Origin of the sequence: Enterococcus sp. CR-Ec1 (genome assembly GCF_002850555.1) — a bacterium.
GTDB classification, from domain to species: domain Bacteria; phylum Bacillota; class Bacilli; order Lactobacillales; family Enterococcaceae; genus Enterococcus_D; species Enterococcus_D entomosocium.
Genome location: NZ_CP025223.1, coordinates 2644177 through 2669267, shown reverse-complemented (window position 1 = coordinate 2669267; position 25091 = coordinate 2644177). Strand labels below are relative to the sequence as shown.

Here is a 25091-nt window from a genome sequence, read left to right as displayed (position 1 = left end):
TGAAGGCTAAAAAATGAAACAAAAAATCATTCAATTTACGAATTTTTCTTTCCAATATGATGCACAAGCGGAACCGACCTTGAAAAACATCGATCTAACGATCTATGAAGGAGAAAAAGTCCTGATCGTCGGTGCTAGCGGTTCTGGCAAAAGTACATTAGGAAAATGTTTGAACGGTTTGATCCCGCAAAATGACGAAGGTAGTAGTACCGGAGCATTGACGATCGGTACCAATGCCTTTGGGCAAGCTTCCATCTACGAGCTGTCTTTGACCGTCGGCACGGTGCTGCAAGACACCGATAGCCAATTTGTAGGCTTGACCGTAGCAGAAGATATCGTGTTTTCCTTGGAAAACGATCAGCGTAGTCAAGCTGTGATGCAGGAGGCGCTGCGCGTTTGGGCAGAAAAGACCGACTTAATGGATCATTTGGCAAAAAAACCGCAGGAATTATCGGGTGGCCAAAAGCAGCGTGTTTCAATGGCAGGTGTTTTGATCGATGAAACACCGATTCTACTGTTTGATGAGCCGCTAGCCAACTTAGATCCGCAAACAGGTGTGGAAGCCATCAAAATGATCGACCAGCTGTATCAAGAGAAGCGTTTTACTACCATCATCATCGAACATCGCTTAGAAGAAGTGTTAGCCGCCGCTGTCGATCGCATCATCGTGATGGAAGAAGGCCGCATCATTGCCGACAGTACACCGAATGAACTATTAAAAACGGAAATGCTGCAGCAAGTCGGCATTCGTGAACCACTGTATTTAGCCGCCTTAAAAAAAGCGGGGGTTCCTGTGACCGATGCTGCTGATTTGGTCGCGGTAGAAGCATTTGCATCACCTGAGATTGCCGAAAAACTGACTAGGTTTCAAAAGGAATATCCGAAATCGGCACTTCCTAGCCAACAGCCGCCGTTGTTGGAAGCGAAGAATTTATCGTTTTCTTACCAAGTGGGCAAACCAATCTTGCAGGCACTGGATTTTACCATCCATCAAGGAGAAATGATTAGTTTGGTTGGGCATAATGGCGCAGGAAAATCGACCTTGTCCCATTTGATTACCGGCTTTTTGACACCGACTTCTGGCAAGTTGCTTTGGCAAGGAACAGACATGGGCAATGATTCCATCAAAGAACGAGCGCAAAAAATCGGGTATGTTTTGCAAAACAGCAATCAAATGCTGTCAAAAAACTTCCTGTTTGACGAAGTTGCCTTAGGCTTGCGCAACCGAAATGTCCCAGAGGCTGAAATCACAGAAAAAGTTCATCAGACCTTGAAAATTTGTGGTCTTTATCCGTTTCGCTCATGGCCATTGTCGGCACTAAGTCATGGGCAAAAACGCCGAGCCGCCATTGCAGCGATCCTCGTCTTAGATCCTGAACTCATTTTATTGGATGAGCCGACAGCGGGACAAGACTATCGCCATTACACCGAAATGATGCAATTTTTACAGGAGTTGAACCAGCGGGGATTAACGATTGTTATGATCACCCACGATATGCACCTGATGTTGGAGTATACACAGCGGACGATCGTTTTGACGCAAGGAACGATTTTGCTGGACGCACCGCCAGAAGTTGTTTTAGCAGACAAACAAGTGGTGAGTGCCGCGAACCTTAAAGAAACCAGCTTGTATACACTGGCGACCCTTAACCAGTTGACAGATCCCGCCGCTTTTACTGCCGCCTTCATTGCCAGCGAGAAGGAGGGACACGATGGAGAGTAATCTAATCGGCTATCTTGACCGCAAAACGTGGATCCACCAATTAAGCGGTGCCGCAAAACTGATTTGTTTTTTGCTGCTATCCGTTATCGGGATGATCTCTTATGATACGCGTTTTCTTATTGGACTGGCATTGTTTTCGGTCTTTCTATTTGCCAGTGCTGGAATTCGCTACCGAGATATCGCTTTTGTATTAAAATTTATCATCTTCTTTTCGATTTTGAATTTGGTGGCGGTCTATCTTTTCGCTCCAGAATACGGGGTGGAGATCTATGGGACGCGCCACGTGATTTTCGAAGGGATCGGTCGGTATACATTGACCCAAGAGCAAGTGTTTTATGAGTTGAATCTGTTGATCAAATATTTTGTCACGATTCCGCCAGGGTTGATTTTCCTGTTTACCACTAATCCAAGCGAGTTGGCGTCCAGTATCAACCGCATCGGGATTTCCTACAAGATCGCCTATGCAGTCGCACTGGCTTTGCGTTACATCCCTGATATTCAAGAGGATTTTCGAACCATTGCCAAAGCGCAGCAAGCACGTGGCGTGGAGCTTTCTAAAAAAGCACCTTTGCGCAAACGAGTGGCAGGCAATGTCGCGATCGCGATTCCTTTGATTTTTTCCAGCTTGGAACGGATCGACCATATTTCTGCTGCCATGGAGCTAAGAAGGTTTGGCAAGCATAAGCAGCGTACCTGGCTGAAAGCTAAGCCGATCCAAGGCAAAGATCTCTTGGCGATTGCTGTCGTTTGCTTGATCGTGGCGCTTGGATTGTTCTTGATGGTCCTTAATGGCGGACGCTTCTACAATCCGTTTCGTTAACAAATCAACACATGAAAACTTAAAAAAACGGACTCATTGTCAATAATGAAAGTGGGACGGATGAATCAACTCTGATTCATCCGGTCCCATAAATGATCGAGACAAAAAACGCAGGACAGTCAGTCAATTGACTTTAGCGAGTGCTACATTTGCTAAAGCCAGTTGCTGCTAGGTCTGCGTTTTTTTGCCGATAAAAAAAAGGAGCCCGCCAGCGGGGACTGGCGGGATAGGAGTAAAAATGAAAAAGTGTTAGGGTTGTTTGTTGGTATGTATTGATAATAGCGGGAAAATGTGAAAAATATCGGAAGAGAAAGTAATAGAAGTGTGTCAATCTTTTGATGATTTTCGTAAAACATTCCAGCGGAACCCTTTTAGGTCTTTGATTGACGGAAACACGAAATAAGGCTACACTGATGGCATCAAAGCAGTACAAGGAGGGGACAGGATGGATGCCATTACGATCAACGGATTAAGCAAACAATACAACAAGAAGTACGCCATCGAGAATGTATCATTGCAAGTGGCAGAAGGAGAGATTTTTGGCTTTATCGGACCAAATGGTGCGGGAAAATCAACGACCATCAAAGTATTGTTGAATTTTATTAAACCGGATGCAGGGCATGCGGCGATTTTTGGACGAGATTGCCAACAAGCAGCCAAAGAAATCAAGACGTTTACTGGATATGTTTCCAGTGATGTACGGTTTTATTCAAAAATGACGACAGCAGAATTGCTGGCATTTACGGCAGATTTTCATCAAGTCAAGCAGCCAAAAAAAGAGATTCAGAATTTGATGGAGCTTTTTCAAATTGATCCAAACAAATCGATCGCAGAACTTTCTTTGGGCAACAAGAAAAAAGTCGGGCTTGCGAGCGCCTTGATTGCACAACCGAGAATGTTGATTTTAGATGAACCGACCAATGGCTTAGATCCCTTGATTCAAAAACGGCTGTTTGAAGAGCTCCTTAGAAGAAACAAACAGGGGATGACGATTTTTCTATCTAGCCATGATTTGCATGAAATTCAGACCTATGCCCATCGGACCGCCTTTATTCGTGAAGGACAGATCATCACCGTGAAAGAACTGAGTGAGGAAGAAAATTTCGGCAAAGTTGTAACGCTCACGAATGAGGGGAGTCTCTCATTAGCCGGCTTGGAAAACGTGCAAGTTCTTGCTCAGGAATCACACAGCTTGCGTTTTTTCTATCAAGGGGACATGAATCAGCTGGCACATTTTTTAACCAATCCTGCCATTAAAGAGTTCACGATCGAACACCCAACCCTTGAACAGCAATTTATGCTGCTCTATGAAGGAGGTTCTCAAAAATGACTTTAATGAAAATCGACCTTAAAAATACCTTCAAAGGCTGGCTGGTCTGGACGATCCTTTTTGCAGCAATCATTTTTGCATTTACGGCTATCTATCCTCAAATGATCACGCCAGAAATGAAAACGTCCTTAGACCAGATGTTGGGCTCTTTCAGCCCAGAATTACTAGGCATCTTTAACATCCAACTGACAGGACCCTCAAGCTTGGTTTCACCGACAGGCTTTTTCGGGTACTACTTTCAATACTTATTTATCGCCGCGTGTATTTATGGGATGCTTTTAGGCTTGAACAGTCTGATCACTGAAGAATCAGAAGGAACGATCGAGTATTTATATGCTCAGCCTATTAGCCGCAGAGAAATCGCTGGGTGGAAGTTCCTCGCCCGATTGTTGCTGCTGACTGGCTTTTGGCTGATTGCCTATGGCAGTAGTCTGGCCTCGTTTGCTCTATTCAAACTACCAGGAGACGACCTGTCCTCTTTTATAGAAGAAATCAGCAAAATCTTCGTTGCCGAGTATGGTGTCTTAGTCTTCTTCCTCTGTCTAGGTTTCTTTTTATCCACGATCTTGCGTTCCAGCAAACAAACCGCAAGTGTCGGCTTAGGCTGCGTGTTTGGTCTGTATTTGCTCGGCATCGTGGGGGAACTCTACGATAAATTGGAATGGCTGGCAGGACTTTCGCCTGTGCGGATGGCATTACCCGTCCAACTCATGGATAACGGCGCCACATCAATCCTATGGGTACTGCTGATCGGTGTATTGTGTTTCTTTGGCACCTTTTACCGTTACGAGCGCAAAGACTTGCAGGTCTGAGCACTACAATCAAAAGACGAAAAAGAGCCTGTCAGCGGGGACTGACAGGCAAAGGAGTAAAAATGAAAAAGTGTTAGGGTTGTTTGTTGGTATGCTTATATAATAGTCTCGAAATGTGAAAAAAGTATGACGAAGCAGGCACGTTTTTGCGAAAAAATCGTTGCGAAAGTTAAGAAAGCCTAAAGTGTCCCTTCACCAAAAGGCTTGAAGGGACACCCAGAACCTAAAAACACTCCGAAGCAGCAGGCGGTTCATGCTGTTACGGAGTGTTTTTTTAGTTGAAGCTACTTGCTCAAATCAAGGCTATCGACATTAAAGGTGTCGCCATGTGCTAAGTCACTATAACGATAGCCACGGTTAAACCAGTCCACGCGCTGCTGCGATGTGCCGTGCGTAAAACTATCTGGAACAACATAGCCTTGGTATTCTTTTTGCAGCGTATCATCCCCGATGGCATTGGCAGCCGTGATCGCTTCTTGAATATCGCCAGCTTCTAAAATCGGCTGTCCTTGATAGGTTTCGCCTTGCAAATATTTCGCAAAGGTACCAGCTAAGTAGTCAGCTTGCAACTCCAAGCGAACGCTGTACTGGTTGTACTCCTTCTCTGAAACTTGCTGGCGGATTTTTTCCAATTGTTGGGTGATCCCCAGCTCATTTTGCACATGATGACCGACTTCATGGGCGATGACATAGGCCATTGCAAAGTCGCCGCTTGCGCCATATTTATCAGAAAGCTCATTGGCAAAACTCAGATCAAGGTACACATTCTCATCTGCTGGGCAATAAAACGGACCAACCTGTGACGTGGCATAGCCGCATGCCGACTGGACACTTCCCGTAAATAATACGAGTGTTGGGTCTTGATAGGTTTCTTGCCGCTCTTGAAAAACGTCTTGCCAGTAATCTTCTAAATAGCCGAACACGACTGCGGAAAACTCTTTTTCTTCCGTGTACTCACTGGTGCCCACATTTTCTGTCTGGTAATTGGCTGCTTGTCCGCTGCCACCCAAGACATCCGGCAGCGAATTTAAATCACCACCGCTAAACAGGAAAAATAAAACAGCGATGATCACCGTACCGATCCCGCCACCAGCAGCCAACATCCCACCTGAGCCAGATGATCGCCCCGTTCGATCATCGACATTGCTGCTTTGTCTACCCCCACGCCATTTCATGTTATCTCCTCCTATAGAAATCCTAGCTTAATTATAAGAGAAAGGCGGCAGATTGTGAAAAAAAGCGCCTTGAAATTGTTATAAAATGCCTTCAGGAGCCTTAAAAATCAAAGTGTACACTCCTTTTAATCATTCTTTAATCTAACAATTAGCCTTCTAATTTGGTACAGTAGCAATAAAATAGATGTAGAGGGTGAGCGTATGAAAATGAATTATTCGGGGACATCGGAACGAAGGATTTTGATTTTTAAACGGTTGATTGCTGGCGAGCACCTCAGCTATCAGCAGTTAGCAGAGGATTATTTCGTTTCCCGCAGCAGTATTGCAAAAGATATTTCTTATTTAAAAGAGCTGTTTCAAAAAGAAAGCTTACGTCTGAGATTTGATAATTCAGGTACATTTTTTGAAGGAAGTGAATCCCAGATCCATCGAGTGCTCAAACGCTTTTGCTTAATGATGCTGGATCAACCAGCGGCGTTTTCCTTGTTGGTGGAACCTGCGAAATACCAGGAAGTAAATCAGGCCTTTCGTCGAGCGTTAATGGAAAAACAAGTGGAAATGCCCGACAGCTATATCCAAAGTATTGTCCTTTCCATCGTGCTGCTGATCGAGCGGGCGAGTCATGCGGAAAGCTTAGTGATTGAAGAAAACCGCCAAGTGGGGAAGCTGTTTTTGGAGTTCGACAAATATCCGTTAGTCTATGAGCTACTGAAAGAAATCGAAGAACAACACATTTATCAATTTTCACCAAAAGAAGTGCAATATCTAACCTACCTAATTGTAGGTAGCGGCTTGAAATTTTTTATGAAAAGTGAAAAAGTTCCTTTCGTCTTTCGGGGGAAAGTGCGTAACTTGATTCAAAAGATCAGCGAAGGCTTAGGCACCGACTTGACCCAAGACAATCGTTTGGAAGAAGATGTGACGATCCATCTGTATCAACTACTGCTGCGGATCGAAGCGCAAACCACAGTCATCAACCCTTTGTTAGAAGAAATCAAACAAAACTATCCTGCCTTGTATGGCGTGGTCTGGTTCTCGCTTCATGATTTCTTGAAAGCGTATCAAGTGGGGATCTCTGATGATGAGATCGGATTTGTCACGATCCATTTTCAAGCAGCAATCGAGCGAATGCGCCGCATGAACAAAATCATTTTTGTCTGCCCCAATGGCGTCGGCACTAGCTCATTTGTCTCTGCGAAAATCCGTCGCATTCTGCCAGAGATCGACAGTATCGAAACCGTTTCAGTAGAAAAATTAAAGCAGATGGACATTTCGGCGATCGATTTTATTATTTCAACTATCGATCTCGTAGGGATTCAAAAACCTGTGGTGCGGATCTCGCCTATGGTGACCAATCGCGACATGAAGCGGATCATGAATCACTACATCGATTTAGTCATCGATAATGAGGCGGTGGTCGATCAAAATGGTTTACTTCTTCAAGCCCAATCGATGATCCAGCCAACCGTCTTTTTCGAGCGATTTGCCAGCAAAACAGAAGCCATCAATTTTTTGATCGAACAAACCCCTTTTAGTGATGAAAAACGAAAAGCGCAGTTTCGGCAATCCGTCATTGAAAGAGAGCAGCTACAATCAACCTATTTAGATAATGGCTTTGCCATCCCTCATGGCAATCCGAATTATGTCGAAAAAACAGCGATCTCGATCCTGCTTTTGGATCAGCCAGTAGAATGGGGCAACCAAAAAGCGGACATCATTATTTTATTGATGATCCGAGAGGATGAGACGCAAAAGGTGGAACCAATGATGAAATTGATCATGCAAGGAATCGAAAACAAAGAATGGTTCCTATCAAAAATGTTGGAGGTTAAATCAGAATGAAAGTGAAGGATTATTTGCCTGAGAAGCATATACAGACGGATGAGACAGTGGCAGATTGGCGCTCAGCCGTAAAATTAGCCAGTCAGCCCTTGCTCGATGAAGCGCTGATCACGTCAGAATACATCGAAGCGATGATTCAAAGCGTGGAAGAAAATGGTCCTTACATGGTGTTGGCGGATTACTTTGCGCTGATGCATGCCCGTCCTGGAGAAGGGGTTTTGGAGCAAAGTATGAGCCTTTTAGTAACGAAACAGCCCATCGATCTTGAGGGCAAACCGGTGCGGATATTTCTTGTCTTAGCCGCCGCAGATAGTGAAAGCCATCTAGAAAGCTTGAAAGAGATCATGGCGATCTTTATGGATGAAGAAAAATACAACGTGATATTAAACGGCGATCGGGAACAAATTTGTCAATTATTCCATTAGGAGGAAAAGAATATGAAAATTTTGGCAGTATGTGGATTTGGTGTAGGAAGCTCAATGGTATTGAAGATGACGATCGATAAGGTGATCAAAGAGTTAGGGTTGACGGCAACTGCCGAGAATACTGATTTATCAACGGCAAAAGCGACACCAGCAGATGTCTATTTTACGAGTAATGAATTATTGAATGAGTTAAAAGCATCCGTGAAAGCACCCGTTTATCCAATCAAAAAGTATATGGATAAAGAAGAAGTCAAACAGCAAATGGAAAAATTTTTAGCTGAAAGAGAGGGATAATCATGAATTTTGTCACGGATTATATTTTAAAAAATCCGCCAGTCCTATTGGGGATTATTGCCATGATTGGGTTATTGGTACAAAGAAAACCTTTTGCAGAAGTTGTTAAAGGAACCTTAACAGCTTCCTTCGGGATGGTGGCATTGACGGCTGGGGTAAACATGTTGGTGGGAACGATCGCACCGATCAATGCTGCGGTTCAAACCCAATTAGGCGTTGCTGTGTCAGATGGACTCTCTGACATCACCTTTACGGCAGAATACGGCGGAACAGTTGGTTTAGCGATGTTTTTCGGCCTGATCATTCATTTATTGATTGCTCGCTTTACACCTGTGAAGACGATTTTCCTCACCGGTCACATGTTGTGGTGGTTCCCATTCGTCATCGTCGCTGGGGGCGTTGAAGGCGGACTTACCGGAATCCCACTGTTGATCTTAGGGGCGGTTCTATCTGCTTGTTACTGGTCCTTCATGCCATGGATCATGCGTAAATATGTGTGGGATGCCACAGGCGATGATTCATTCTTGATCGGTCATCCAACGGGGATCTTGTCATTGGTTTCAGGCTTTGTTGCAAAACGGGTCGGAAACAAAGAAAAATCGACGGAAGATTTGAAAGTGCCAGAAAATCTATCGTTTTTCCGTGAAATATCGATTACTGGCGCGTTAGTGATGTTTTTGATGAATATCGTTATCGGTCTGATTGCGCCCGTATTAGTTCCTGAAGGGGGCAACTTGGTGATGTTTGCGGTTGATGCTGGCTTGAACTTCGGTGCAGGATTATTGATCATGTTGTATGGGGTACGTCTATTGATCAACCAAATCATTCCCGCCTTTCAAGGGATCGCAGAAAAAGTCGTTCCTGGAGCAAAACCAGCTTTTGATGTGCCAATCTTGTTCAACTACCGTCCAAATGCTGTAATCATCGGCTTTATCGTGGCGATGATCACCTCAACGATTTTAGTGGTGATTGCCAATACCACCAACGTCTTTGGCATTTTGATCGTTCCTTTAGTCATCACCAGCTTCTTTGAATGTGGCGGTGCTGCGGTGATCGGTGAAGGACAAGGGGGCTTGCGAGGGGCCATTATTGGTACGATCACAGCTTCTGTCGTTATGGTAGCACTCGTTGGGATCTCTGCAGCGTTATTCTCAACGACGATTCAAAACTGGATCTTGATTTTCGGTGGGAACGATTTATCTCTATGGGGCATCCTTGGTGAATTGATCGGCAAGCTGTTTGGAGGGTTTTAAATGTTTCAATACTTTGAAAAAGCAAAAGAACTATTGTCTATTGTAGAAGAAAAAGAAGCACCAGCGATTGAGCAAGCCATTGAATTGCTGACGCAAGCCAACTTGACCAAAAAAGCCATCTACATTTTTGGCGCTAGTCACGCTGGGATCTTAGCCGAAGAGATGTATTATCGAGCAGGCGGCATGATGACGATCAACGCGATCTTTGGAAGAGAACTGATGCTTGATCGCAGCCCAATCACCTTCACTAGTAAAATGGAGCGCTTAGAAGGCTACGGTAGTGCCTTGGCGGCGACCCAGCCCTTTACAGCAGGCGATGTGCTGATCTTGCATTCGGTGTCTGGGCGAAATCCAGTTATCATCGATATGGCGCTTCATGCCAAAGAAAAAGGGGTCAAGATCATCGCATTAACGAACCTTACCTATTCGAAAACAGTCAGCAGCCGTCATACATCAGGCTTGCGTTTGTTTGAAACGGCGGATATCGTCATCGACAATCATGGGGAGATTGGCGATGCTGCGTGTACGATTCCAGACGTAGAACAAAAAGTCGGACCTACATCCACCGTAGTCGGCGCAACGATCTTAAATGCGATTATCGTTGAAGTTTGCCAAAAACTAAAAGAAGCCGGTGTCGACTATCCGCCGATTTTTTACTCAGCGAACCTAGACGGCGGGGATGAATTGAACCAGTCCCTGTTTGAAAAGTACCAAGAAGCGATCCATTATCAGCTGTGACTGTATAAGTAACTTATCTTTTTATTAGAACGATCAGAACGAAAAATTTGAAAACTACTAATAGAACGAATTTTCTTGGGGGAATCAATTCGTAAATGTAGTGGTCAAATCTCGTTCAGATCGTTTTTTTTGTATTAGAATTTTAGAGCTTAATGAATTTTATTGGTACGATAAGTACCAGGTGTCGACCCTTCAAATTGTTTGAATACCCGAATAAAGGAATTGGTATTTTTAAAGCCGACTTTACTAGCAATTTCATTGATTGAACTTTCTTGTTCGCTCATCAGACGTTTGGCTTTTTCGACACGTAGTTGATTGACGTATGGTTTGAAGGACATGGACAGTCGTTCTTTAATCAACCGGCTTAAATAGGCTTCACTTAGATGAAACTGCTGGGCAATATCTGTTAAACTGAGGTCGCTGCAATAGTTGCTATTAATATATTGAATGATTTCATCTATTTTGGATCCATTATTTTTTTCCATGGTTTCGATCTGAGTGATCAGCGTGTCAAAAAGGGAAAAAATCGTTTTTTTCACATCGGGATCTGAAAACCCTTTTCTTAAATAAAGAAATTGTTTCTTATTTTGATTGTAGAATTCAGGATAGGAAATCTCTTTGATCACAGCAATTCGTTTTATTGTTAAGATCAGAGCGGTTGAAAATTCCTGAAGGAAGCCTAGGGAATGGTTGCTGGAAATATTGATCTCCACGATTTGTTGCAATAATTCTCTGGCATGGACAAAATCATCTACTTTGAAATATTGGATCAATAACTGTTCCTCATCAACGGTATAATTGATTTTATGAAGAGCATTGGATGTTGGAACCGGTATTTGATGGAACTGATCTTCGCCATTGCATTCATCTGACCACTGACAGGTTTCATGAAAGACTTCGATAAAATGTTCAAGAGAATGAAAAGGTTTTGATAGCAAGTAAGTCATTCTTAAGTTCAAACTGTCTTCGATTGTTAGTTTCAATTGATCGATCTCTTTCATGATTTGTGAAAATTCCTGATCATAAAAAAGAATGGCAAGGTGTTTTTCGGAAAAACTGATGATATCATAACACTTGATATGAAGATTTTTCTTGATCAACTGTTTTCGCACATGAATGATCTCTGTTTCATTAAAAGTGGCTTCTTCCGCCATCTCGCCTGAGAAGGTCAGAAAAGCAAAACTCCCACGTTTTTCTATGCCTTCAAGATGGAAAGTGGGCAGTAAACTCTTGCTCATATTGTACGTATATTTTCCGTAAAGCAGATTCTTCAAGAATAGTTCCTTTACTTCTTCTGAGACAGGGGATTGGAGCTGGTTGATCGAACTAGACGACTCGATTATCTGGTGCAAAGCTAAGTTGATATCATCAACTGTTAAAATATCAACATTACTCTTTTTGATTTCATCTAATATTTCTAGATAAGGTTTGTACATCCGCTTACTCAAGAAAATGACGATCAAAGCACCCAGTACGATCAAAACCATTAATGGAAGGAGAAAGGACGAAATTGTAGAGAGTGGAAAACTGCTTTGAATCGCGGTTGTCAATTCATAATTGGCAAAAGGGAGCACCTCTGAATTTTTTATAAAAACGATAGTATCTGATTGGGTCTCATGCTGAATGGTATTTTGTGTAAAATCAGTAAGTATCGGTGAACTAGTCTTACTAGAAGGATATTGTTGATCGATAACTTGTAGTCCTTGATTCATTGGAGACAGTAGTTCATTTTTTTTCCAGTAGGCAAAGAAGTAGAGGGTCTGATTCTCTACTTGCTCTTTATGAAGCATGATCAGCCGTTGATCAAGGGTTTCGAAGATGGAGGAACTGAAGCTGGCATCTGCCAGCATTTCGGAAAGAAGCCCGGATTTTGTTTCTATATTCAAGAAGGAAAAGAAATCATTGTAAACAAAATAGCCGTCAGAACTTACGATGATATGATTTTCTGGATTCAAGATTCCGATAGAGTATTCAAACTGATTCATTAATAAATAGTTTTCACGAATTTCATCATACATCGCTGAAAACAGCGCATAATCAGATTCAGTACTTTGGGAAAACAGTATAATACTTTCTTTTGTTGCTAAAGATTTCATTGAATTGAGGGCAAATCGAAGTTGCTGATCAATGCGAAAAGCACTGTTTTCTAGCGTCATAATACTTTGGGTAGTTTGTTCAGTTTTCCGCTGATTAACTTCATTATTGATGACAATCACCATAATAAAAATAGTATATGCAATGATTACCGTTAAAAAGGTTAAGAATATTTTTCGATATGTTTTTGATTTCATAAGTGCTCCTTTCTTTTTTTGGTAACGTTTACATTGATTATAGAGATAAATTAGCTTGAGTCAAATCATCATTATTTGTAGTTGTCTACAAAACTTGATATTAAGAGTAAAAAGTGTATATTTCAACGAATAATAATGATATTCAACAATGGCTAAACAGGCTATATTTAAAGCGCTTACTTTAAGCAAGAGAAAATGAAAAAATTTAGGAGGAACGATTATGTCGATGAAAAGAAAAGCTGTATCATTACTGTCTCTAATGACACTACCAATGGTTTTAGCTGCTTGTGGGAACAGCGACGGCTCGTCAAATGGGGACGGGGCAGAGGGGAAAACCGAGATAAAGGTTACTTGGCGCAATACCGGGGAAAACGATAAAATGACCCAATATTTGGAAGAAACATTTATTCCACAATTTGAGAAAGAAAATGAGGACATTAAAATCGTACTTTCTCCGATTACCGCAAGTGAGGGAGACTATTTTTCAAAAGTTGCTCTTTCTATGCAATCGGAGAGCACAGCACCTGATGTAGTGGCAGAGGATTCGTTTATGTTGAATTCTGATGCAAATGCCGGTTACTTAACCAATCTTGATGAATATGTTGCTGACTGGGATCAATGGGATAAATATACAGAAAACTTAAAAGCTGGTGTCATTGCTGAAGATGGTAGTACGTATGCCATTCCAGGAACTTCTGATTCTCGCGGGATTTGGTACAACAAAAATGTCTTTAAGAAAGCCGGTCTGCCTGAAGACTGGCAGCCAGCAACTTGGGGGGAGATTATTGAGGCAGCTGAAGCAATCAAAGCTTCCGATGAGAATGTGATCCCCTTAGGATTAGGTGTGGCTAAAGCCAATGGTGAGTCGGTTTCCATGCAGACTTTCCAGATGCTCTTATATGGTACTCAAGATACATTATTTGATAGTGAAACGCGTAAATGGCAAGTAAATACACAAGGAATCATTGATTCATTGGCTTTCATTGATGAAGTGTATAACCAAAAACAATTAGGACCATCATTATCCGTTGCGATCAACAGCAATTACGGATCTGTGATGTTCCAAGATAAATTTCCTAATGACGAAGTTGGTATGCTTCTAGATGGCTTTTGGAGTGCCGGTAACTGGGCCGAAAATGGGGCAACTCCTGTTGAGAATATGACAGAACGCTTTGGTTTTGCAGCCATGCCTACACAAAATGGTGGTGAACCGCCATTTACGACCATGTCCGGAGGTTGGACATGGGCCATTCCTGAAAAAGCACAAAATAAAGAAGCTTCATGGCGAGTAGTTCAAGCACTCGGTGGAAAAGAACAGCAAGCTGCACGAGCAATCGCTGAAGGGAATTTAACCGTCCGAGACGATTCAGCAGAAATAGCTGAATATAAGGAGCAACCTTTTATTGAGCAAGCAACCTCTTTCTTACAATATGCTCATTTCCGTCCGGCAGATGACAAATATCCTAATGTTTCAGTAGAAATCCAAACAATGGTTGAATCAGTTGCCACTGGCAGCAAGACACCGGAAGAAGCAGCTAGTGATTATGCCGCCAATGTAACAAGGATCGTTGGAGACGATGCCGTTAACTAAATCATTAATAAAGAGAAGGAATTGCAGCAAACAATCCGAATGGAGGCTAACGTTTCTTCTCTTTAAAAAAAGAAAGGAGAAAAGAATGGAAAATTCGCTAAAACGAGAGCAGCAAATGTCCAATAGTAAAAAAGCGTTGATTTTTTTATTTCCCAGTTGGCTCTTGCTGCTGATATTTTTTGTTGGTCCAGTTATCTTAACTTTTATCTTTTCCTTCACGAACTTGGCTCTGACCGGTGCTGAAGCAAGTCAATTGCGGTTCATCGGCTTTGAAAATTTTGTGCGCATGTTCAATGATCCGGCTTTTCAAACTAGTGTCGTACGAACCTTGATTTTTGTCATTTTTTCTGCAGTGATCGGTCAATGTTTCTTAGGTTTTTTGATTGCATTTATGATGCGGGAGAAAAATCGAGCCTTTCGGCGAGTCGTTGGTCTGATCATCATTGCTGCATGGGTTACGCCGGAAGTCGTTGTTTCCTTTTGCTGGGTCGCTTTTTTAGGAGATAGCGGAACAGCTAATTGGTTGATGGGACTGATGGGATTTGAGCCGGTTGCTTGGCTGTTTGCTTTTCCTATGATAAGCGTTGTGGTTGCCAATATTTGGCGAGGAACCGCTTTTTCAATGATGGTGTTTCAATCCGCTTTAGATGAGATCCCTAAGGAAGTAGAGGAAGCTGCAGTTATGGATGGCGCCAGCCGCTGGCAAGTGATTCGAAAAATTACGATACCGATGGTCAAAGGTACCATTGCAACGAATTTGATGCTCGTCACTTTGCAGACATTGGGTGTCTTTACGTTGATTTATACTATGACTGGTGGTGGTCCCGGCAATCAGACTGCAACCCTGCCGGTCTTCATGTACAAACAAGCTTTTGTGAGCTATCAGCTAGGATACGGAACAGCGATTTCGCTGGTCTTGCTACTGATTGGTGCTGCCGCAAGCTTGATTTATATGAAAATGCTGAAAGTGAAAGTGTAGGTGAAAAAAATGGTAAAACGCAGTGAAAAATTGGAGACCATGATTCATTATCTGCTTTTGGCAGTATTAGCCTTATTGTTTTTGCTCCCATTGTTGTGGATGCTGATCGCCTCTATTGATCCGGGCGCTATTCAAACTTTGAAATTACCTGAAGCAGTATCATTTGAAAATTTTGCTTCGATCCTTTCTGATCAAACTATCATTCGGTCATTCGGAATCGGCTTGCTTTTGTCCGGCTGTCAATCGATTTTAGTTGTTGTCTTATGTGTTTTGGCAGCATATCCCTTGTCGAGGTATCAGCTAAGATATAAAAAAAGTTTTTTGATGGCGGTGCTGTTCATGACCTCATTACCGATGACTGCTGTCATCGTGCCGGTCTATCAACTGTTTATCTTTTTGAAGTTTCAAGATTCGTTACTGGCGGTGACGTTTTTCTTGACGGCGTCCTCACTGCCTTATGGGATTTGGATGATGAAGAACTTTATGGATTCGGTACCAATCGACTTAGAAGAGTCCGCTTGGGTCGATGGGGCTTCAACATGGCAAGGGGTGCGAAAAGTCGTAGCGCCGCTGATGGTTCCAGGTATTTGTACGGTTGGTATTTTTACTTTTACTGGAAGCTGGGGCAACTTCTTTGTTCCTTATATTTTGATTCAGTCACCCGAAAAAATGCCGGCATCAGTCTCGATCTTTCAGTTTTTCGGCAACTTTGGTATGGTCAATTATGGCCGTTTAGCCGCTTTTTCGGTGCTATATACCTTACCAGTCGTCATTTTATATGCTTTGTCACAAACGTATATGTCTAAAGGATTTAGCATGGGAGGAGCGACGAAAGGATGAAAGATCCATTTCATACGACAAAAAAATTAACGAAACGAATCGCTGAACTAAAAGCGTATCGTTTTCAAAAAGTACAAGACCTTACAATGTGGTCGGCAAAAGAAGATAAGTCAAAAACGGAAAAACACCCACCAGAAGAGTGGGACTTTACACTTTCAGTTAGCGATTTCTGGCAAGGGAGAGACCGTTATATTTGGGCTCATCATGAATTGACAGTTCCAGAGGAGGAAGACTTATGGTTACTGATCGATTTTGGTCGTACAGGTGGTGGCTATAATTCAGGCTTTGAGTCCTTGCTGTTGATCGATGGTGAACCTTATCAGGGTGTCGATTCGAATCATACAGAGATTTTTCTGGCGGATCATTACCGAGGGAAAACCATCCGACTTGATTTAAAACTATGGTCGGGCTTGGAAGGCGGTGGGTCTGAAGTCATTCAACGGCATGAGTTTCGGCAAGCTTGTTTGGCAAAACGACACTTAGCTGCTGATGACTGTTTCTTTCTCGCTGATATGATGGCGAAAACTATCGATGGGTTACCGGAAAATGAACCGATACGATACAAGCTGTTGAGTCTTTTAGATGATGCCTTTCGTTTGATTCAGTGGCAGGTACCCGGATCTATCTCTTTTTACCATAGCGTTGAGGAAGCTGATCATTATTTAAATCAAGAACTGCAAAAAATACCTAAACTTTCGGAGATCACTGTGACGGCTATCGGCCATACACATATCGATGTTGCTTGGTTGTGGCGGCTGAAGCATACAGGGGAAAAAGCTGTCCGCAGTTTTTCAACGGTTTTACGTTTGATGGAACAATACCCAGAATATATTTTCTTACAAACCCAACCTCAGCTATACAAATATGTCAAAGAAAGCTATCCAGCACTTTATGAGAAAATCAAAAAGAGGATCAAAGAAGGCCGTTGGGAAGTGGACGGAGCCATGTGGCTGGAAGCCGATTGCAATATACCGTCAGGCGAATCATTGGTCCGTCAGATACTCCATGGGAAAAAATTTGTGAAGGAAGAATTTGACAAAGAAATGCATTTCTTGTGGCTTCCGGATGTGTTCGGTTATTCATGGGCACTGCCCCAAATCTTGAAAAAATCCGGTATTGAGACGTTTATGACGACCAAAATCAGCTGGAATCAATATAACCGGATGCCTCATGATACCTTTTATTGGCGGGGAATCGATGGGACAGATATTTTGACGCATTTTATCACCACGCCAGTTGATGGTAAAACGGATGAATGGGCAGAAGAATGGTTTTATACCTACAATGGAACGCTCTCTCCGGGGACCGTTCAAGGAATTTACGACGGATATCAAGACAAGCGTTTGAATCAAGAATTTCTGCTGTCTTACGGTCATGGGGACGGCGGAGGCGGTGTCACTAGAGAGATGCTGGAAAATCGACGACGCCTTGACCAGATTCCAGGATTGCCGCAAGTCAAAACAGGAATAGCGAAAGCCTTTTTTGAACGACTGCATCAGACAGTAGAACGAAATAAGTCGCTGGTCTCTCGTTGGGATGGCGAATTGTACTTGGAATATCATCGAGGAACCTATACCTCGCAAGCGTTTGTCAAAAAAATGAATCGAAAAGCTGAAATTGCTCTACGGGAACTTGAGATTCTCTATACATGTTTAGCAGCCAGCAAAGAAGACGAGTATCCTAAGGATCCGCTTTTTGAAACATGGGAGACGGTTCTTCGTAATCAATTCCACGATATTATTCCTGGTTCTTCGATCAAAGAAGTCTATCAAGACCATAGAGCAGAGTTTGCCGTCGTGACTCAGACCATTCAACAGTTATTTGAACAATTAGATGGACCTGCTAATCAAAAGTATACAGTCAACAATACAGCTAGCTGGTCAAGGAATGAACTGATTGAACTTCCACTTTTACAAGAAGGTCGCTTTATTGATTCACAAGGAAAAGAACTTCCGGCTTATTTTGATGGAGAAAAACAGTCTGTTCTTGTGACAAATGTTCCGCCAATGAGTCAGGTGATGATAGAGTTTCAACCGATAGCAGAAAATAAAGACATCAAACCGCTCGCTGAGTTCACAGAGGGAGCGCTTGAGACCGATCGTTTGCGAATTTTATGGGAAACATCGGGAAATTTGATCAGCATTTTTGATAAGAAACTAGGTAGAGAAATGTTGGAAGGAAAAGGGAATGTTTTTCAGCTATTTGAAGACAAACCTTTAAATTACGATGCATGGGATATCGATAGTTTTTATCAAGAAAAACCAACAGTGCTTCAAGCCGATCAAATACGATTACGCTCAAATAATGCGCTTTACGCTTCCGTAGTATTTGAGTATACGTTTGGTAATTCGCAGATACATCAGGAAATGCGGGTCTATGCTCATACACAACGAATCGATTTTTTTACAAACGTGTCATGGCATGAACGCCAACAACTGTTGAAGGTAAACTTTGATGCAGCAATTCGATCAACTGAAGCAGTATTTGATATTCAGTACGGAAATGTAAAACGAGCTACCCATGCTAATACCAGTTGGCAATTGGCTCAGTTTGAAACAGTAGGCCACCAATGGGCAGATCTTTCAGAAAAATATTGTGGGGTAAGTTTATTGAATGACTGTAAATATGGTTATGCTGTTAAGGAAAATCAATTAAGCTTGACCTTGCTTAAAGGCGCTATCTATCCTGATCCACTGGCTGACGATGGCGATCACAAATTTACTTACAGTTTTTATGCCCACGAGCACGATGCCATCGATGGAGGAACAATGGAAGAAGCATGGTCCCTCAACTCGCCATTAACGGTTATTAACGGAGAACATTCTTGGTTGCTTCCGTTGCAAATAGACTGTGAAACCTCAGTTACCATCGACGCCATCAAGCAAGCAGAAACCGGCAAAGGGTGGATTTTACGCTTACATGATCACACGGGAGGAACTAGAAAGGTTACATTGCAGTTGCCAAGCAGTTTTTGGCAAGAAACAGATTTAATGGAGATACCTTTAAATAATGAGCAGTGGAAAGATGAAGTCTCATTTACCTTGTCACCCTTCGAAATAAAAACATTTCATTTTGAGTTGAGATAAACTAAAACCAGCAGATTCTCCATTTATAGCGGAGAATCTGCTGGTTGTGTTTATTCAAATTCTTCATACTCATTTGGGTCTTGACCATCGATACGGCCGTCTGCTTTGTTTAACTGATTGAATTGATTGATTTCATCTTCAGTCAGTTCAAAGTCGAAGATCGCAAGATTTTCTCGTTGATGGGCGAGGTTTCTTGATTTTGGCAGGGGCAAAATGCCACGTTCCACATGCCAGCGTAAGATGATTTGACCAGCTGATTTTTGGTATTTCTCAGCTAATTCAGTGATCAGTGGTTCTTTCAGGGCATCGCTGCCACGACCTAATGGGCTCCAAGCTTCCGTTACGATGCCGCGTTTTTTGTTTTCTGCGACCATTCGTTCTTGGACCCAGTAAGGATGGATCTCAATTTGATTTAGTGCAGGGGTCACACCAGTTGCTTCAATAATGGCATCCAAATGTTCTGGTTCAAAATTGGAAACGCCGATGGAACGGATCAAGCCTAATTTTTGGGCGGTCACTAAGGCTTGCCAAGCTTCGACATATTTGCCGCGTTTTGGTAATGGCCAGTGGATCAAAAAGGCATCGAAGTAGTCGAGCCCCATGCGAGCAAGGGATTCTTGAATGCTGGTTAAGGCATCATCATAGCCATGGTATTTTCCTGGTAATTTTGAGGTGATATAAAATTCTGAACGTGGGATACCAGAGCGACGGATCGCTTTGCCGACAATGCCTTCATTGTCATAATTGGTTGAAGAATCGATCAAGCGATACCCGTCGGCGATCGCTGCTTGCAGCTGGCTCAATCCTTCGCCACCGCGGATCTGATAGGTACCGATGCCCACGGCGGGGCGTAAATTGCCGTCGTTTAATGTCAGTAAAGGTGCTTTCATAAAATGATTCCTCCTTTTCTTTACATTCTACTCTAACGCTTTTTTGCCAGGAACGTAACCAACTTGCTCAAACAAAGAAAAAAGAGCAACGGTTTCTGTTTCAGAAACAATTGCTCTTTTTGATTAAATTATTTTTCAGGCGGTGTGCCATACATTTTTGGTGTGACTTGATCGAGTTTTGGCGCTTTTCCTTCGATCTTTGGTTCGTCTAGCCATTGGTATTCGCCTTCACCATCAAGGGCTTTGCCTTTCGCCCAAGAGCCTTCTTTACTTTGGTCGCCTTCTGAGAAGTTATAGAAATCATAAGCGATATCTAAGCGTTCGTTTTTGCGGTCAAAGGTAGTCGGCACTAAAATCGAGCCTTCGTTTTCTTCCAATTCTTTCACGGCAGCTGCCCAAAGATTTTGGTGGTAGCTATCACGCGCTAATAAGACCGAAAGTAAGTCTTTGACCCCACGGTCATCGATCATTTCATAGATGCGTGCTACTTGCAGACGACCTTGTGATTCTGCATTTAAGTTGGCACGGAAATCAGCAAGCAAGTTGCCACTAGCAATGATATACGCACCTGACCATGGATTGCCGACGCTATCAGCAGGACGTGGTCCTAAGCCGGCAACGATGGCATGTTGCGGATTCATTCCGGAAATGATCGCACCGATCGTTGGGTCTTTTTTCATGGCAGCTTCCTGATCTTCCACAGGTGCACCTTCCAGCAGACGTGCAACCATCGTTGCCAACATTTCAACGTGTCCAAGCTCTTCAGTAGCGATATCCATCAACATATCTTTGTATTTTTCTTCCCCACGGCAGCTCCATCCTTGGAATAAGTATTGCATGGCAACACTCATCTCTCCATATTGTCCACCGATTAATTCTTGAAGGTATTTCGCAACTAACGGATTTGGTTTTTCTGGTTTAGCTTCAAACTGTAGTTCTTTTTGATGACGAAACATACTATTCCTCCTAAAATTTTTTATTGGGCCCATAAAAAGTTTCTCATGAATCGAAAGGTTCGTCTAATAAAATGCACTTAGTTCAAAATAAAAAAAGCTCCAAAAAGAAAAGCCATTTGCTTTGACAAAAAGCGAGAAGCGTTAGATAGTTAAATTAAGAGAGAATTAGAAAAGGAGCGAGTCACCATGTTTCAGTATTACAAAATGGACGACCGAAAAATAAGGGAATCCTCGGAGGAAGATTACAATTGGCTGGTGGTTTCTGGGACAGATCCAGAGGAACAACGCCACTTGTTAGATAAGTATCAACTGCCCGAAGATATTTTTATTGGCGCCAATGAACCGGAAGAAGTCTCACGTTTGGAATACTTACGTAACACTAAGTTAAATCATCCGATTCTTTATACCTTGATCGATTTGTCAGAAGTGACACAAGACCGCATCGAAGATCGTTTAGAACCGGTGACGTTTATTTATACCAAAGATCTTTTGATCACTTATGTCTCTCATCAATCTACACTGATTAAACGCCTGATTGAAAAGCATGAGCAAGATATTCAACGCTATGAAGATATTGTTGCCTACTCGACGCTGATGATCTACACCCATTACATCAAAGGTCTGCAGGAAATGAAGAAACAGATCGATGCACTAGATGAAGCAGCCCGTAAAACGACGGAAAACAACGAATTGTTTAATTTAGCCGATACCGAACGAGACATGGTCTATCTGGATCACACCTTACGGGATCAGAACCATACCGTCGATCGTTTGATGGATCGCAAAGAATTTTTGGATCGTTTGGATAATGAAGCACTCGTTTATGACATCAAGCTGCGGCAGAAATTTGCCATGAAAATGGTCACCATCTATCGCGACTTGCTAGAAACCATCGGTGGCTTGTTCTCTGATATGATGGACAACAATCTAAACCATCTGATGAAATACTTAGATTCTGCGGCATTAGTGGTGGCTGTGCCGTCCTTGATCGCGGGGCTATGGGGGATCAACACCGGGGGACTGCCAGGAAAAGACAATGCCATCGGCACGATCATTGTCTTTGGTTTGGCTATTTTAGTTGGGATATTAACCGCCATTTACTTGTCACGGAAAGACTTTTCAAAATAAAAAGCGCCGCTGCTCTGTGGCACCGTTCATCCATAAAAGGAGAATGGTGTGACGAAGCAGTTGGCATTTTTTTATTTTAACCCGCTGTCTAAATTGCTGTCGAGAATCCAGCGCTGAAAGGCGAGGAAGACCAGCAGCAAAGGCAAGATGTAAATTACCAAGGCAGCAATCAAAATCGTCCAATGGATATTTTCAGTGCCCACCAAGCTGCGGTTCGCCACTTGCAAGGTGTATTTTTTCGGATCATTCAAGACGATCAAGGGCTAGATCTTCTCCTTCCACCGCCACTGGAAGGAGAAGATCCCCAGTGTCATAATGATTGGTCGGGCAATCGGCAGCATGGTGATGGCGATGATAGAGGAAGAAAAAAATGGCATCGTATTTTGTAAGCGCATAGCTGCAGTCGGCACTGACTAGAATCCTCAATAAATCCGCGTAAGGCAAATCAGGAACTTCTACAGTCATACCGTTTTTTCTGTGTATTTTCCCGCCATTTTCAAATAAGTACCGCCTTCGCTGGGAGCTCTGGAAGTAAACACGGGAATCTGCGAAGACATTTCCAATTTAAAACGATCGAAACGTCCTCTAATGAAAAATAGCTGAAGTGCTGAAAAGATAGCTGTCCTAAAACGCACTGAGGAGTAAAAAGTGCCAATTATCTGACAAAATGAGAGTGGCTCTCCCTCAGTTTAGCGAAGAAGATGCAAAATAAAAAATAAAACGATTTCAAAAAAAGCACCAATACTAAAAAAAACGAATTAAAGCTCTTACAACGATAATTAAGAAGTACTGATAAACGTTAATATAACAAGGTTTGAAATTTTTTTTTGCAAATTGAGTGCAAATCTTTTGTCTAAAACGGGGATTAAGCGTAACATAATATGTGTAATAACTACTTAAAAGAAAGAAGGAGAAAAATATGCATTGGTTATGGGTATTAATCGTAGGAGCTATTATCGGTTTGATCGCCGGAGCTATCACAAATAAAGGTGGATCAATGGGTTGGATCGCCAACATCGTTGCAGGTTTAGTAGGTTCAGCTATTGGACAAGCAATCTTAGGTTCTTGGGGTCCATCACTTGCTGGAATGGCAATCGTCCCATCAATTATTGGTGCGGTTATTGTAGTTGCTGTTGTTTCATTCTTCTTAGGACGTTCAAACGGCTAGTCCATTCAGCAATTGTTTCCATTCATTTATTTCGGGTAGTAATTACCTCGAATAGACAGGCAAATCCAGATTTTTCTGGGTTTGCCTTTTTTGTTTTTAAGGAAGCATAAGCAATCCTTTTGTCATATCGGGAAATTGTCGTTACACTTGAAGTAGGTCAAAAAAAGAAAGGAAGAGGTTCAATGAAAAAGCAATATGAAACAGCGATGATCAATCGAGGCGGACGTGTCGGAGAGGTCGAAGCACCAAATGGCAGTTTTCACCTGAAAATCGACAAACCGGGTCTTCACAGTGAGGGCACAAACCCAGAACAATTATTTGCCGCTGGCTATGCTTCTTGTTTCAACGGTGCCGTACAGCATATGCTGAAAGAGCATAACATCGAATCCGAATCCGAAGTTAAAGCAAGAGTGTCTTTGTATCAGCATGAGGACGGCAGTTACCAAATCGGCGTGATTTTAGAAGTGTCGTTACCAGGCGTTGAAAAAGCCGAGGCAGAGAAAATCGCAGAAGAAGCCCATGATTTTTGTCCGTATTCTCGGGCAACTCGTGGCAACATTGATGTCGAAGTACAAGTAGTCTAAGCATTATTGCAGCTAGACAAAAAATAAGCGGCTGATGAATCAGCCGACAAGAGGGAATTCATCAAGGAGGCCAATCAATGAGACAAACAGAGATCTTGCTGCTTTTGGGCGTGTTTGTGGTTGGCCTTTTTGTGGTGTACTGGCTGAAAAAGCACCGACATGCGCGCCACAATCAAGCACTGGCAGCTCAGCTGAAGCGTTATCCCAGCGTGCGGAAAGCGTGGCTGGCAGCCGGGGTAAAAAGGGAAGCAGTCCTTTTGGTTCCCGGTTTAAAAAAAGCCACTGCCGCAGTTGCAACGACGGCAACGGCGAAAGCAGAAACGAGGCTGTACAAGCATGCGGATCAGTGTCAGGCAATGACTCCACAAGGGTTGGCCGTTTCGGAGGACTATTTGTTCCTCTCTGCGTACTGTTCGCAGCAGGAACATCACTCACAGCTTTATATAATAGAAAGAACGAGCGGACGGCATCTGAAAACGGTGGTTCTGCCAAAACGCCCCCATGTCGGCGGATTAGTCTTTGATCGAGCAACGCAAGTGCTGTGGCTAACCATCACTGGGAAAGGAATGGGACGAGTGGCGTGTGTTTCTTTGCAGACACTGCTGGAAGATGATTCCTTGGCAACCAGTCAGCCGATCGCTTATCAGCAAGTCATCGAATTGGCAGGCATCACTCACAGCTCCTATTTGGCAGCCGATAGCGGTGAACTTGTCTCAGGGACCTTTGCCTTGAAAAACGGTGGCGTGGTGGCGAATTATCCGCTGCCTGTTCTTTCAGACAGCGGTCGCAAAGCATCTCCTCGCATCAAGCCGCGAAAGAGAAGGGTCACCACCACGAAAGTCCAAAGTATCGCTTTTACCACTGAATACTTGTTGTTGGCACGTTCCTTTGGACCAGGGTCGGCTGAGTTATGGGTCTTTTCAAAGGATGCAACGGTGCTGACCCGCAAACATGCGTTGCGGCGCATCAAGTTTCCCCATTACCTTGAACAGATCGTGGTAGAAAAAGGGCAGCTGTACTGCTTGTTTGAAAGTGGGGCATGGGCGTATCGGCAAAAAGGCGGCAGCATCGATGAAGTCGTGGTATTGGACCTTGCGACCTTACTTCAGTAAGATAACTGCTTAAAAAGAAAAAAGACCAGCCTCTTAAGAAGCTGGTCGTAAGTG

23 protein-coding genes are annotated in these 25091 nt (G+C 42.9%); 17 read left to right on the top strand and 6 right to left on the bottom strand.

The annotated features are described in order from the left end of the window. Positions 1–13: 13 nt before the first annotated feature. From CXM95_RS12825 to CXM95_RS12810, 4 genes are all read left to right on the top strand, one after another. A complete protein-coding gene (locus CXM95_RS12825) occupies positions 14–1723 on the top strand; it encodes an ABC transporter ATP-binding protein (RefSeq protein WP_086297640.1) in 1710 nt (569 codons plus the stop codon). Continuing rightward, positions 1713–2543 (top strand): energy-coupling factor transporter transmembrane component T family protein, encoded by an 831-nt coding sequence (locus CXM95_RS12820; RefSeq protein WP_005234547.1) that lies wholly within the window; start codon positions 1713–1715, stop codon positions 2541–2543. Before CXM95_RS12825 ends, CXM95_RS12820 begins: the two co-directional genes overlap by 11 nt. A 445-nt stretch (positions 2544–2988) precedes the next feature. Continuing rightward, on the top strand, positions 2989–3873 hold the full coding sequence (locus CXM95_RS12815) for an ABC transporter ATP-binding protein (protein ID WP_016613660.1): 885 nt from the start codon (positions 2989–2991) through the stop codon (positions 3871–3873). After that, positions 3870–4685 carry an ABC transporter permease subunit gene (locus CXM95_RS12810; protein WP_086297638.1) on the top strand — a complete coding sequence of 272 codons (816 nt, stop codon included), beginning with the start codon at positions 3870–3872 and terminating at the stop codon, positions 4683–4685. Before CXM95_RS12815 ends, CXM95_RS12810 begins: the two co-directional genes overlap by 4 nt. Before the next feature lie 284 nt (positions 4686–4969). Here CXM95_RS12810 and ypfJ read toward each other — a convergent pair whose 3' ends face one another. Beyond that, positions 4970–5860 carry a KPN_02809 family neutral zinc metallopeptidase gene (gene ypfJ / locus CXM95_RS12805; RefSeq protein ID WP_086297635.1) on the bottom strand — a complete coding sequence of 297 codons (891 nt, stop codon included), beginning with the start codon at positions 5858–5860 and terminating at the stop codon, positions 4970–4972. 201 nt (positions 5861–6061) lie between these two features. Here ypfJ and CXM95_RS12800 point away from each other — a divergent pair, with 201 nt between their 5' ends. From CXM95_RS12800 to CXM95_RS12780, 5 genes are read left to right on the top strand one after another with little or no spacing between them, the layout of a single operon-like run. Beyond that, positions 6062–7702 (top strand): BglG family transcription antiterminator, encoded by a 1641-nt coding sequence (locus tag CXM95_RS12800; RefSeq protein WP_086297632.1) that lies wholly within the window; start codon positions 6062–6064, stop codon positions 7700–7702. Then, positions 7699–8127, top strand: a complete 429-nt coding sequence (locus CXM95_RS12795) for a PTS sugar transporter subunit IIA (RefSeq protein WP_005234553.1) — start codon at positions 7699–7701, stop codon at positions 8125–8127. The genes CXM95_RS12800 and CXM95_RS12795 overlap by 4 nt, the downstream gene beginning before the upstream one ends. Before the next feature lie 12 nt (positions 8128–8139). After that, a complete protein-coding gene (locus CXM95_RS12790; RefSeq protein ID WP_005225413.1) occupies positions 8140–8421 on the top strand; it encodes a PTS sugar transporter subunit IIB in 282 nt (93 codons plus the stop codon). 2 nt (positions 8422–8423) lie between these two features. Then, positions 8424–9674 carry a PTS ascorbate transporter subunit IIC gene (locus CXM95_RS12785; protein ID WP_005234555.1) on the top strand — a complete coding sequence of 417 codons (1251 nt, stop codon included), beginning with the start codon at positions 8424–8426 and terminating at the stop codon, positions 9672–9674. Then, positions 9675–10412 (top strand): SIS domain-containing protein, encoded by a 738-nt coding sequence (locus CXM95_RS12780; RefSeq protein WP_005234557.1) that lies wholly within the window; start codon positions 9675–9677, stop codon positions 10410–10412. It begins immediately after the preceding gene. Positions 10413–10561: 149 nt separating this feature from the next. On the opposite strand, the gene CXM95_RS12775 is transcribed toward CXM95_RS12780, so the two are convergent. Next, positions 10562–12703 (bottom strand): helix-turn-helix transcriptional regulator, encoded by a 2142-nt coding sequence (locus tag CXM95_RS12775; RefSeq protein ID WP_008379142.1) that lies wholly within the window; start codon positions 12701–12703, stop codon positions 10562–10564. A 220-nt stretch (positions 12704–12923) separates the two neighbouring features. Between CXM95_RS12775 and CXM95_RS12770 the strand changes: the two genes are divergently transcribed. From CXM95_RS12770 to CXM95_RS12755, 4 genes are all read left to right on the top strand, one after another. After that, a complete protein-coding gene (locus tag CXM95_RS12770) occupies positions 12924–14294 on the top strand; it encodes an extracellular solute-binding protein (RefSeq protein ID WP_101699230.1) in 1371 nt (456 codons plus the stop codon). An 85-nt stretch (positions 14295–14379) separates the two neighbouring features. Beyond that, positions 14380–15273, top strand: a complete 894-nt coding sequence (locus CXM95_RS12765; RefSeq protein WP_008379138.1) for a carbohydrate ABC transporter permease — start codon at positions 14380–14382, stop codon at positions 15271–15273. 9 nt (positions 15274–15282) lie between these two features. Beyond that, positions 15283–16113, top strand: a complete 831-nt coding sequence (locus tag CXM95_RS12760) for a carbohydrate ABC transporter permease (RefSeq protein WP_008379135.1) — start codon at positions 15283–15285, stop codon at positions 16111–16113. Further along, positions 16110–19199 carry an alpha-mannosidase gene (locus CXM95_RS12755; RefSeq protein ID WP_008379133.1) on the top strand — a complete coding sequence of 1030 codons (3090 nt, stop codon included), beginning with the start codon at positions 16110–16112 and terminating at the stop codon, positions 19197–19199. The genes CXM95_RS12760 and CXM95_RS12755 overlap by 4 nt, the downstream gene beginning before the upstream one ends. Positions 19200–19249: 50 nt before the next feature. Here the strand turns inward: CXM95_RS12755 and CXM95_RS12750 are convergent, their stop codons facing one another. After that, positions 19250–20089 (bottom strand): aldo/keto reductase, encoded by an 840-nt coding sequence (locus CXM95_RS12750; protein ID WP_008379131.1) that lies wholly within the window; start codon positions 20087–20089, stop codon positions 19250–19252. Positions 20090–20217: 128 nt separating this feature from the next. Continuing rightward, the gene (locus CXM95_RS12745) at positions 20218–21045 is read right to left on the bottom strand and encodes a manganese catalase family protein (RefSeq protein WP_034872349.1); all 828 of its coding nucleotides are present in this window, start codon (positions 21043–21045) and stop codon (positions 20218–20220) included. Between the two features lie 186 nt (positions 21046–21231). On the opposite strand from CXM95_RS12745, the gene CXM95_RS12740 reads away from it, so the two are divergent. Next, positions 21232–22173 carry a magnesium transporter CorA family protein gene (locus CXM95_RS12740; protein WP_016621424.1) on the top strand — a complete coding sequence of 314 codons (942 nt, stop codon included), beginning with the start codon at positions 21232–21234 and terminating at the stop codon, positions 22171–22173. A 71-nt stretch (positions 22174–22244) separates the two neighbouring features. Here CXM95_RS12740 and CXM95_RS12735 read toward each other — a convergent pair whose 3' ends face one another. Beyond that, positions 22245–22433 (bottom strand): maltose ABC transporter permease, encoded by a 189-nt coding sequence (locus tag CXM95_RS12735; RefSeq protein ID WP_086297617.1) that lies wholly within the window; start codon positions 22431–22433, stop codon positions 22245–22247. Next, positions 22417–22638 (bottom strand): hypothetical protein, encoded by a 222-nt coding sequence (locus tag CXM95_RS12730; protein WP_233499054.1) that lies wholly within the window; start codon positions 22636–22638, stop codon positions 22417–22419. The genes CXM95_RS12735 and CXM95_RS12730 overlap by 17 nt, the downstream gene beginning before the upstream one ends. Before the next feature lie 454 nt (positions 22639–23092). Here CXM95_RS12730 and CXM95_RS12725 point away from each other — a divergent pair, with 454 nt between their 5' ends. From CXM95_RS12725 to CXM95_RS12715, 3 genes are all read left to right on the top strand, one after another. Next, positions 23093–23341, top strand: coding sequence for a GlsB/YeaQ/YmgE family stress response membrane protein (locus CXM95_RS12725; RefSeq protein ID WP_005225422.1), 249 nt, complete (start codon positions 23093–23095; stop codon positions 23339–23341). 182 nt (positions 23342–23523) lie between these two features. After that, positions 23524–23925 (top strand): Ohr family peroxiredoxin, encoded by a 402-nt coding sequence (locus tag CXM95_RS12720; RefSeq protein ID WP_005225423.1) that lies wholly within the window; start codon positions 23524–23526, stop codon positions 23923–23925. Positions 23926–24002: 77 nt separating this feature from the next. Continuing rightward, the gene (locus CXM95_RS12715) at positions 24003–25037 is read left to right on the top strand and encodes a hypothetical protein (protein WP_086297614.1); all 1035 of its coding nucleotides are present in this window, start codon (positions 24003–24005) and stop codon (positions 25035–25037) included. Positions 25038–25091: the final 54 nt, after the last annotated feature.

Excerpts from the sequence above, each read along its gene's own strand:
- CXM95_RS12745 (WP_034872349.1), bottom strand. The coding sequence starts at position 21,045 with ATGTTTCGTCATCAAAAAGAACTACAGTTTGAAGCTAAACCAGAAAAA.
- CXM95_RS12795 (WP_005234553.1), top strand. The coding sequence starts at position 7,699 with ATGAAAGTGAAGGATTATTTGCCTGAGAAGCATATACAGACGGATGAG.
- CXM95_RS12785 (WP_005234555.1), top strand. The coding sequence starts at position 8,424 with ATGAATTTTGTCACGGATTATATTTTAAAAAATCCGCCAGTCCTATTG.
- CXM95_RS12750 (WP_008379131.1), bottom strand. The coding sequence starts at position 20,089 with ATGAAAGCACCTTTACTGACATTAAACGACGGCAATTTACGCCCCGCC.
- CXM95_RS12810 (WP_086297638.1), top strand. The coding sequence starts at position 3,870 with ATGACTTTAATGAAAATCGACCTTAAAAATACCTTCAAAGGCTGGCTG.
- CXM95_RS12730 (WP_233499054.1), bottom strand. The coding sequence starts at position 22,638 with ATGACTGTAGAAGTTCCTGATTTGCCTTACGCGGATTTATTGAGGATT.
- CXM95_RS12815 (WP_016613660.1), top strand. The coding sequence starts at position 2,989 with ATGGATGCCATTACGATCAACGGATTAAGCAAACAATACAACAAGAAG.
- CXM95_RS12820 (WP_005234547.1), top strand. The coding sequence starts at position 1,713 with ATGGAGAGTAATCTAATCGGCTATCTTGACCGCAAAACGTGGATCCAC.
- CXM95_RS12725 (WP_005225422.1), top strand. The coding sequence starts at position 23,093 with ATGCATTGGTTATGGGTATTAATCGTAGGAGCTATTATCGGTTTGATC.
- CXM95_RS12825 (WP_086297640.1), top strand. The coding sequence starts at position 14 with ATGAAACAAAAAATCATTCAATTTACGAATTTTTCTTTCCAATATGAT.
- CXM95_RS12765 (WP_008379138.1), top strand. The coding sequence starts at position 14,380 with ATGGAAAATTCGCTAAAACGAGAGCAGCAAATGTCCAATAGTAAAAAA.
- CXM95_RS12760 (WP_008379135.1), top strand. The coding sequence starts at position 15,283 with ATGGTAAAACGCAGTGAAAAATTGGAGACCATGATTCATTATCTGCTT.
- CXM95_RS12790 (WP_005225413.1), top strand. The coding sequence starts at position 8,140 with ATGAAAATTTTGGCAGTATGTGGATTTGGTGTAGGAAGCTCAATGGTA.
- CXM95_RS12720 (WP_005225423.1), top strand. The coding sequence starts at position 23,524 with ATGAAAAAGCAATATGAAACAGCGATGATCAATCGAGGCGGACGTGTC.
- CXM95_RS12780 (WP_005234557.1), top strand. The coding sequence starts at position 9,675 with ATGTTTCAATACTTTGAAAAAGCAAAAGAACTATTGTCTATTGTAGAA.
- CXM95_RS12770 (WP_101699230.1), top strand. The coding sequence starts at position 12,924 with ATGTCGATGAAAAGAAAAGCTGTATCATTACTGTCTCTAATGACACTA.
- CXM95_RS12755 (WP_008379133.1), top strand. The coding sequence starts at position 16,110 with ATGAAAGATCCATTTCATACGACAAAAAAATTAACGAAACGAATCGCT.
- CXM95_RS12775 (WP_008379142.1), bottom strand. The coding sequence starts at position 12,703 with ATGAAATCAAAAACATATCGAAAAATATTCTTAACCTTTTTAACGGTA.
- CXM95_RS12740 (WP_016621424.1), top strand. The coding sequence starts at position 21,232 with ATGTTTCAGTATTACAAAATGGACGACCGAAAAATAAGGGAATCCTCG.
- CXM95_RS12800 (WP_086297632.1), top strand. The coding sequence starts at position 6,062 with ATGAAAATGAATTATTCGGGGACATCGGAACGAAGGATTTTGATTTTT.
- ypfJ (WP_086297635.1), bottom strand. The coding sequence starts at position 5,860 with ATGAAATGGCGTGGGGGTAGACAAAGCAGCAATGTCGATGATCGAACG.
- CXM95_RS12715 (WP_086297614.1), top strand. The coding sequence starts at position 24,003 with ATGAGACAAACAGAGATCTTGCTGCTTTTGGGCGTGTTTGTGGTTGGC.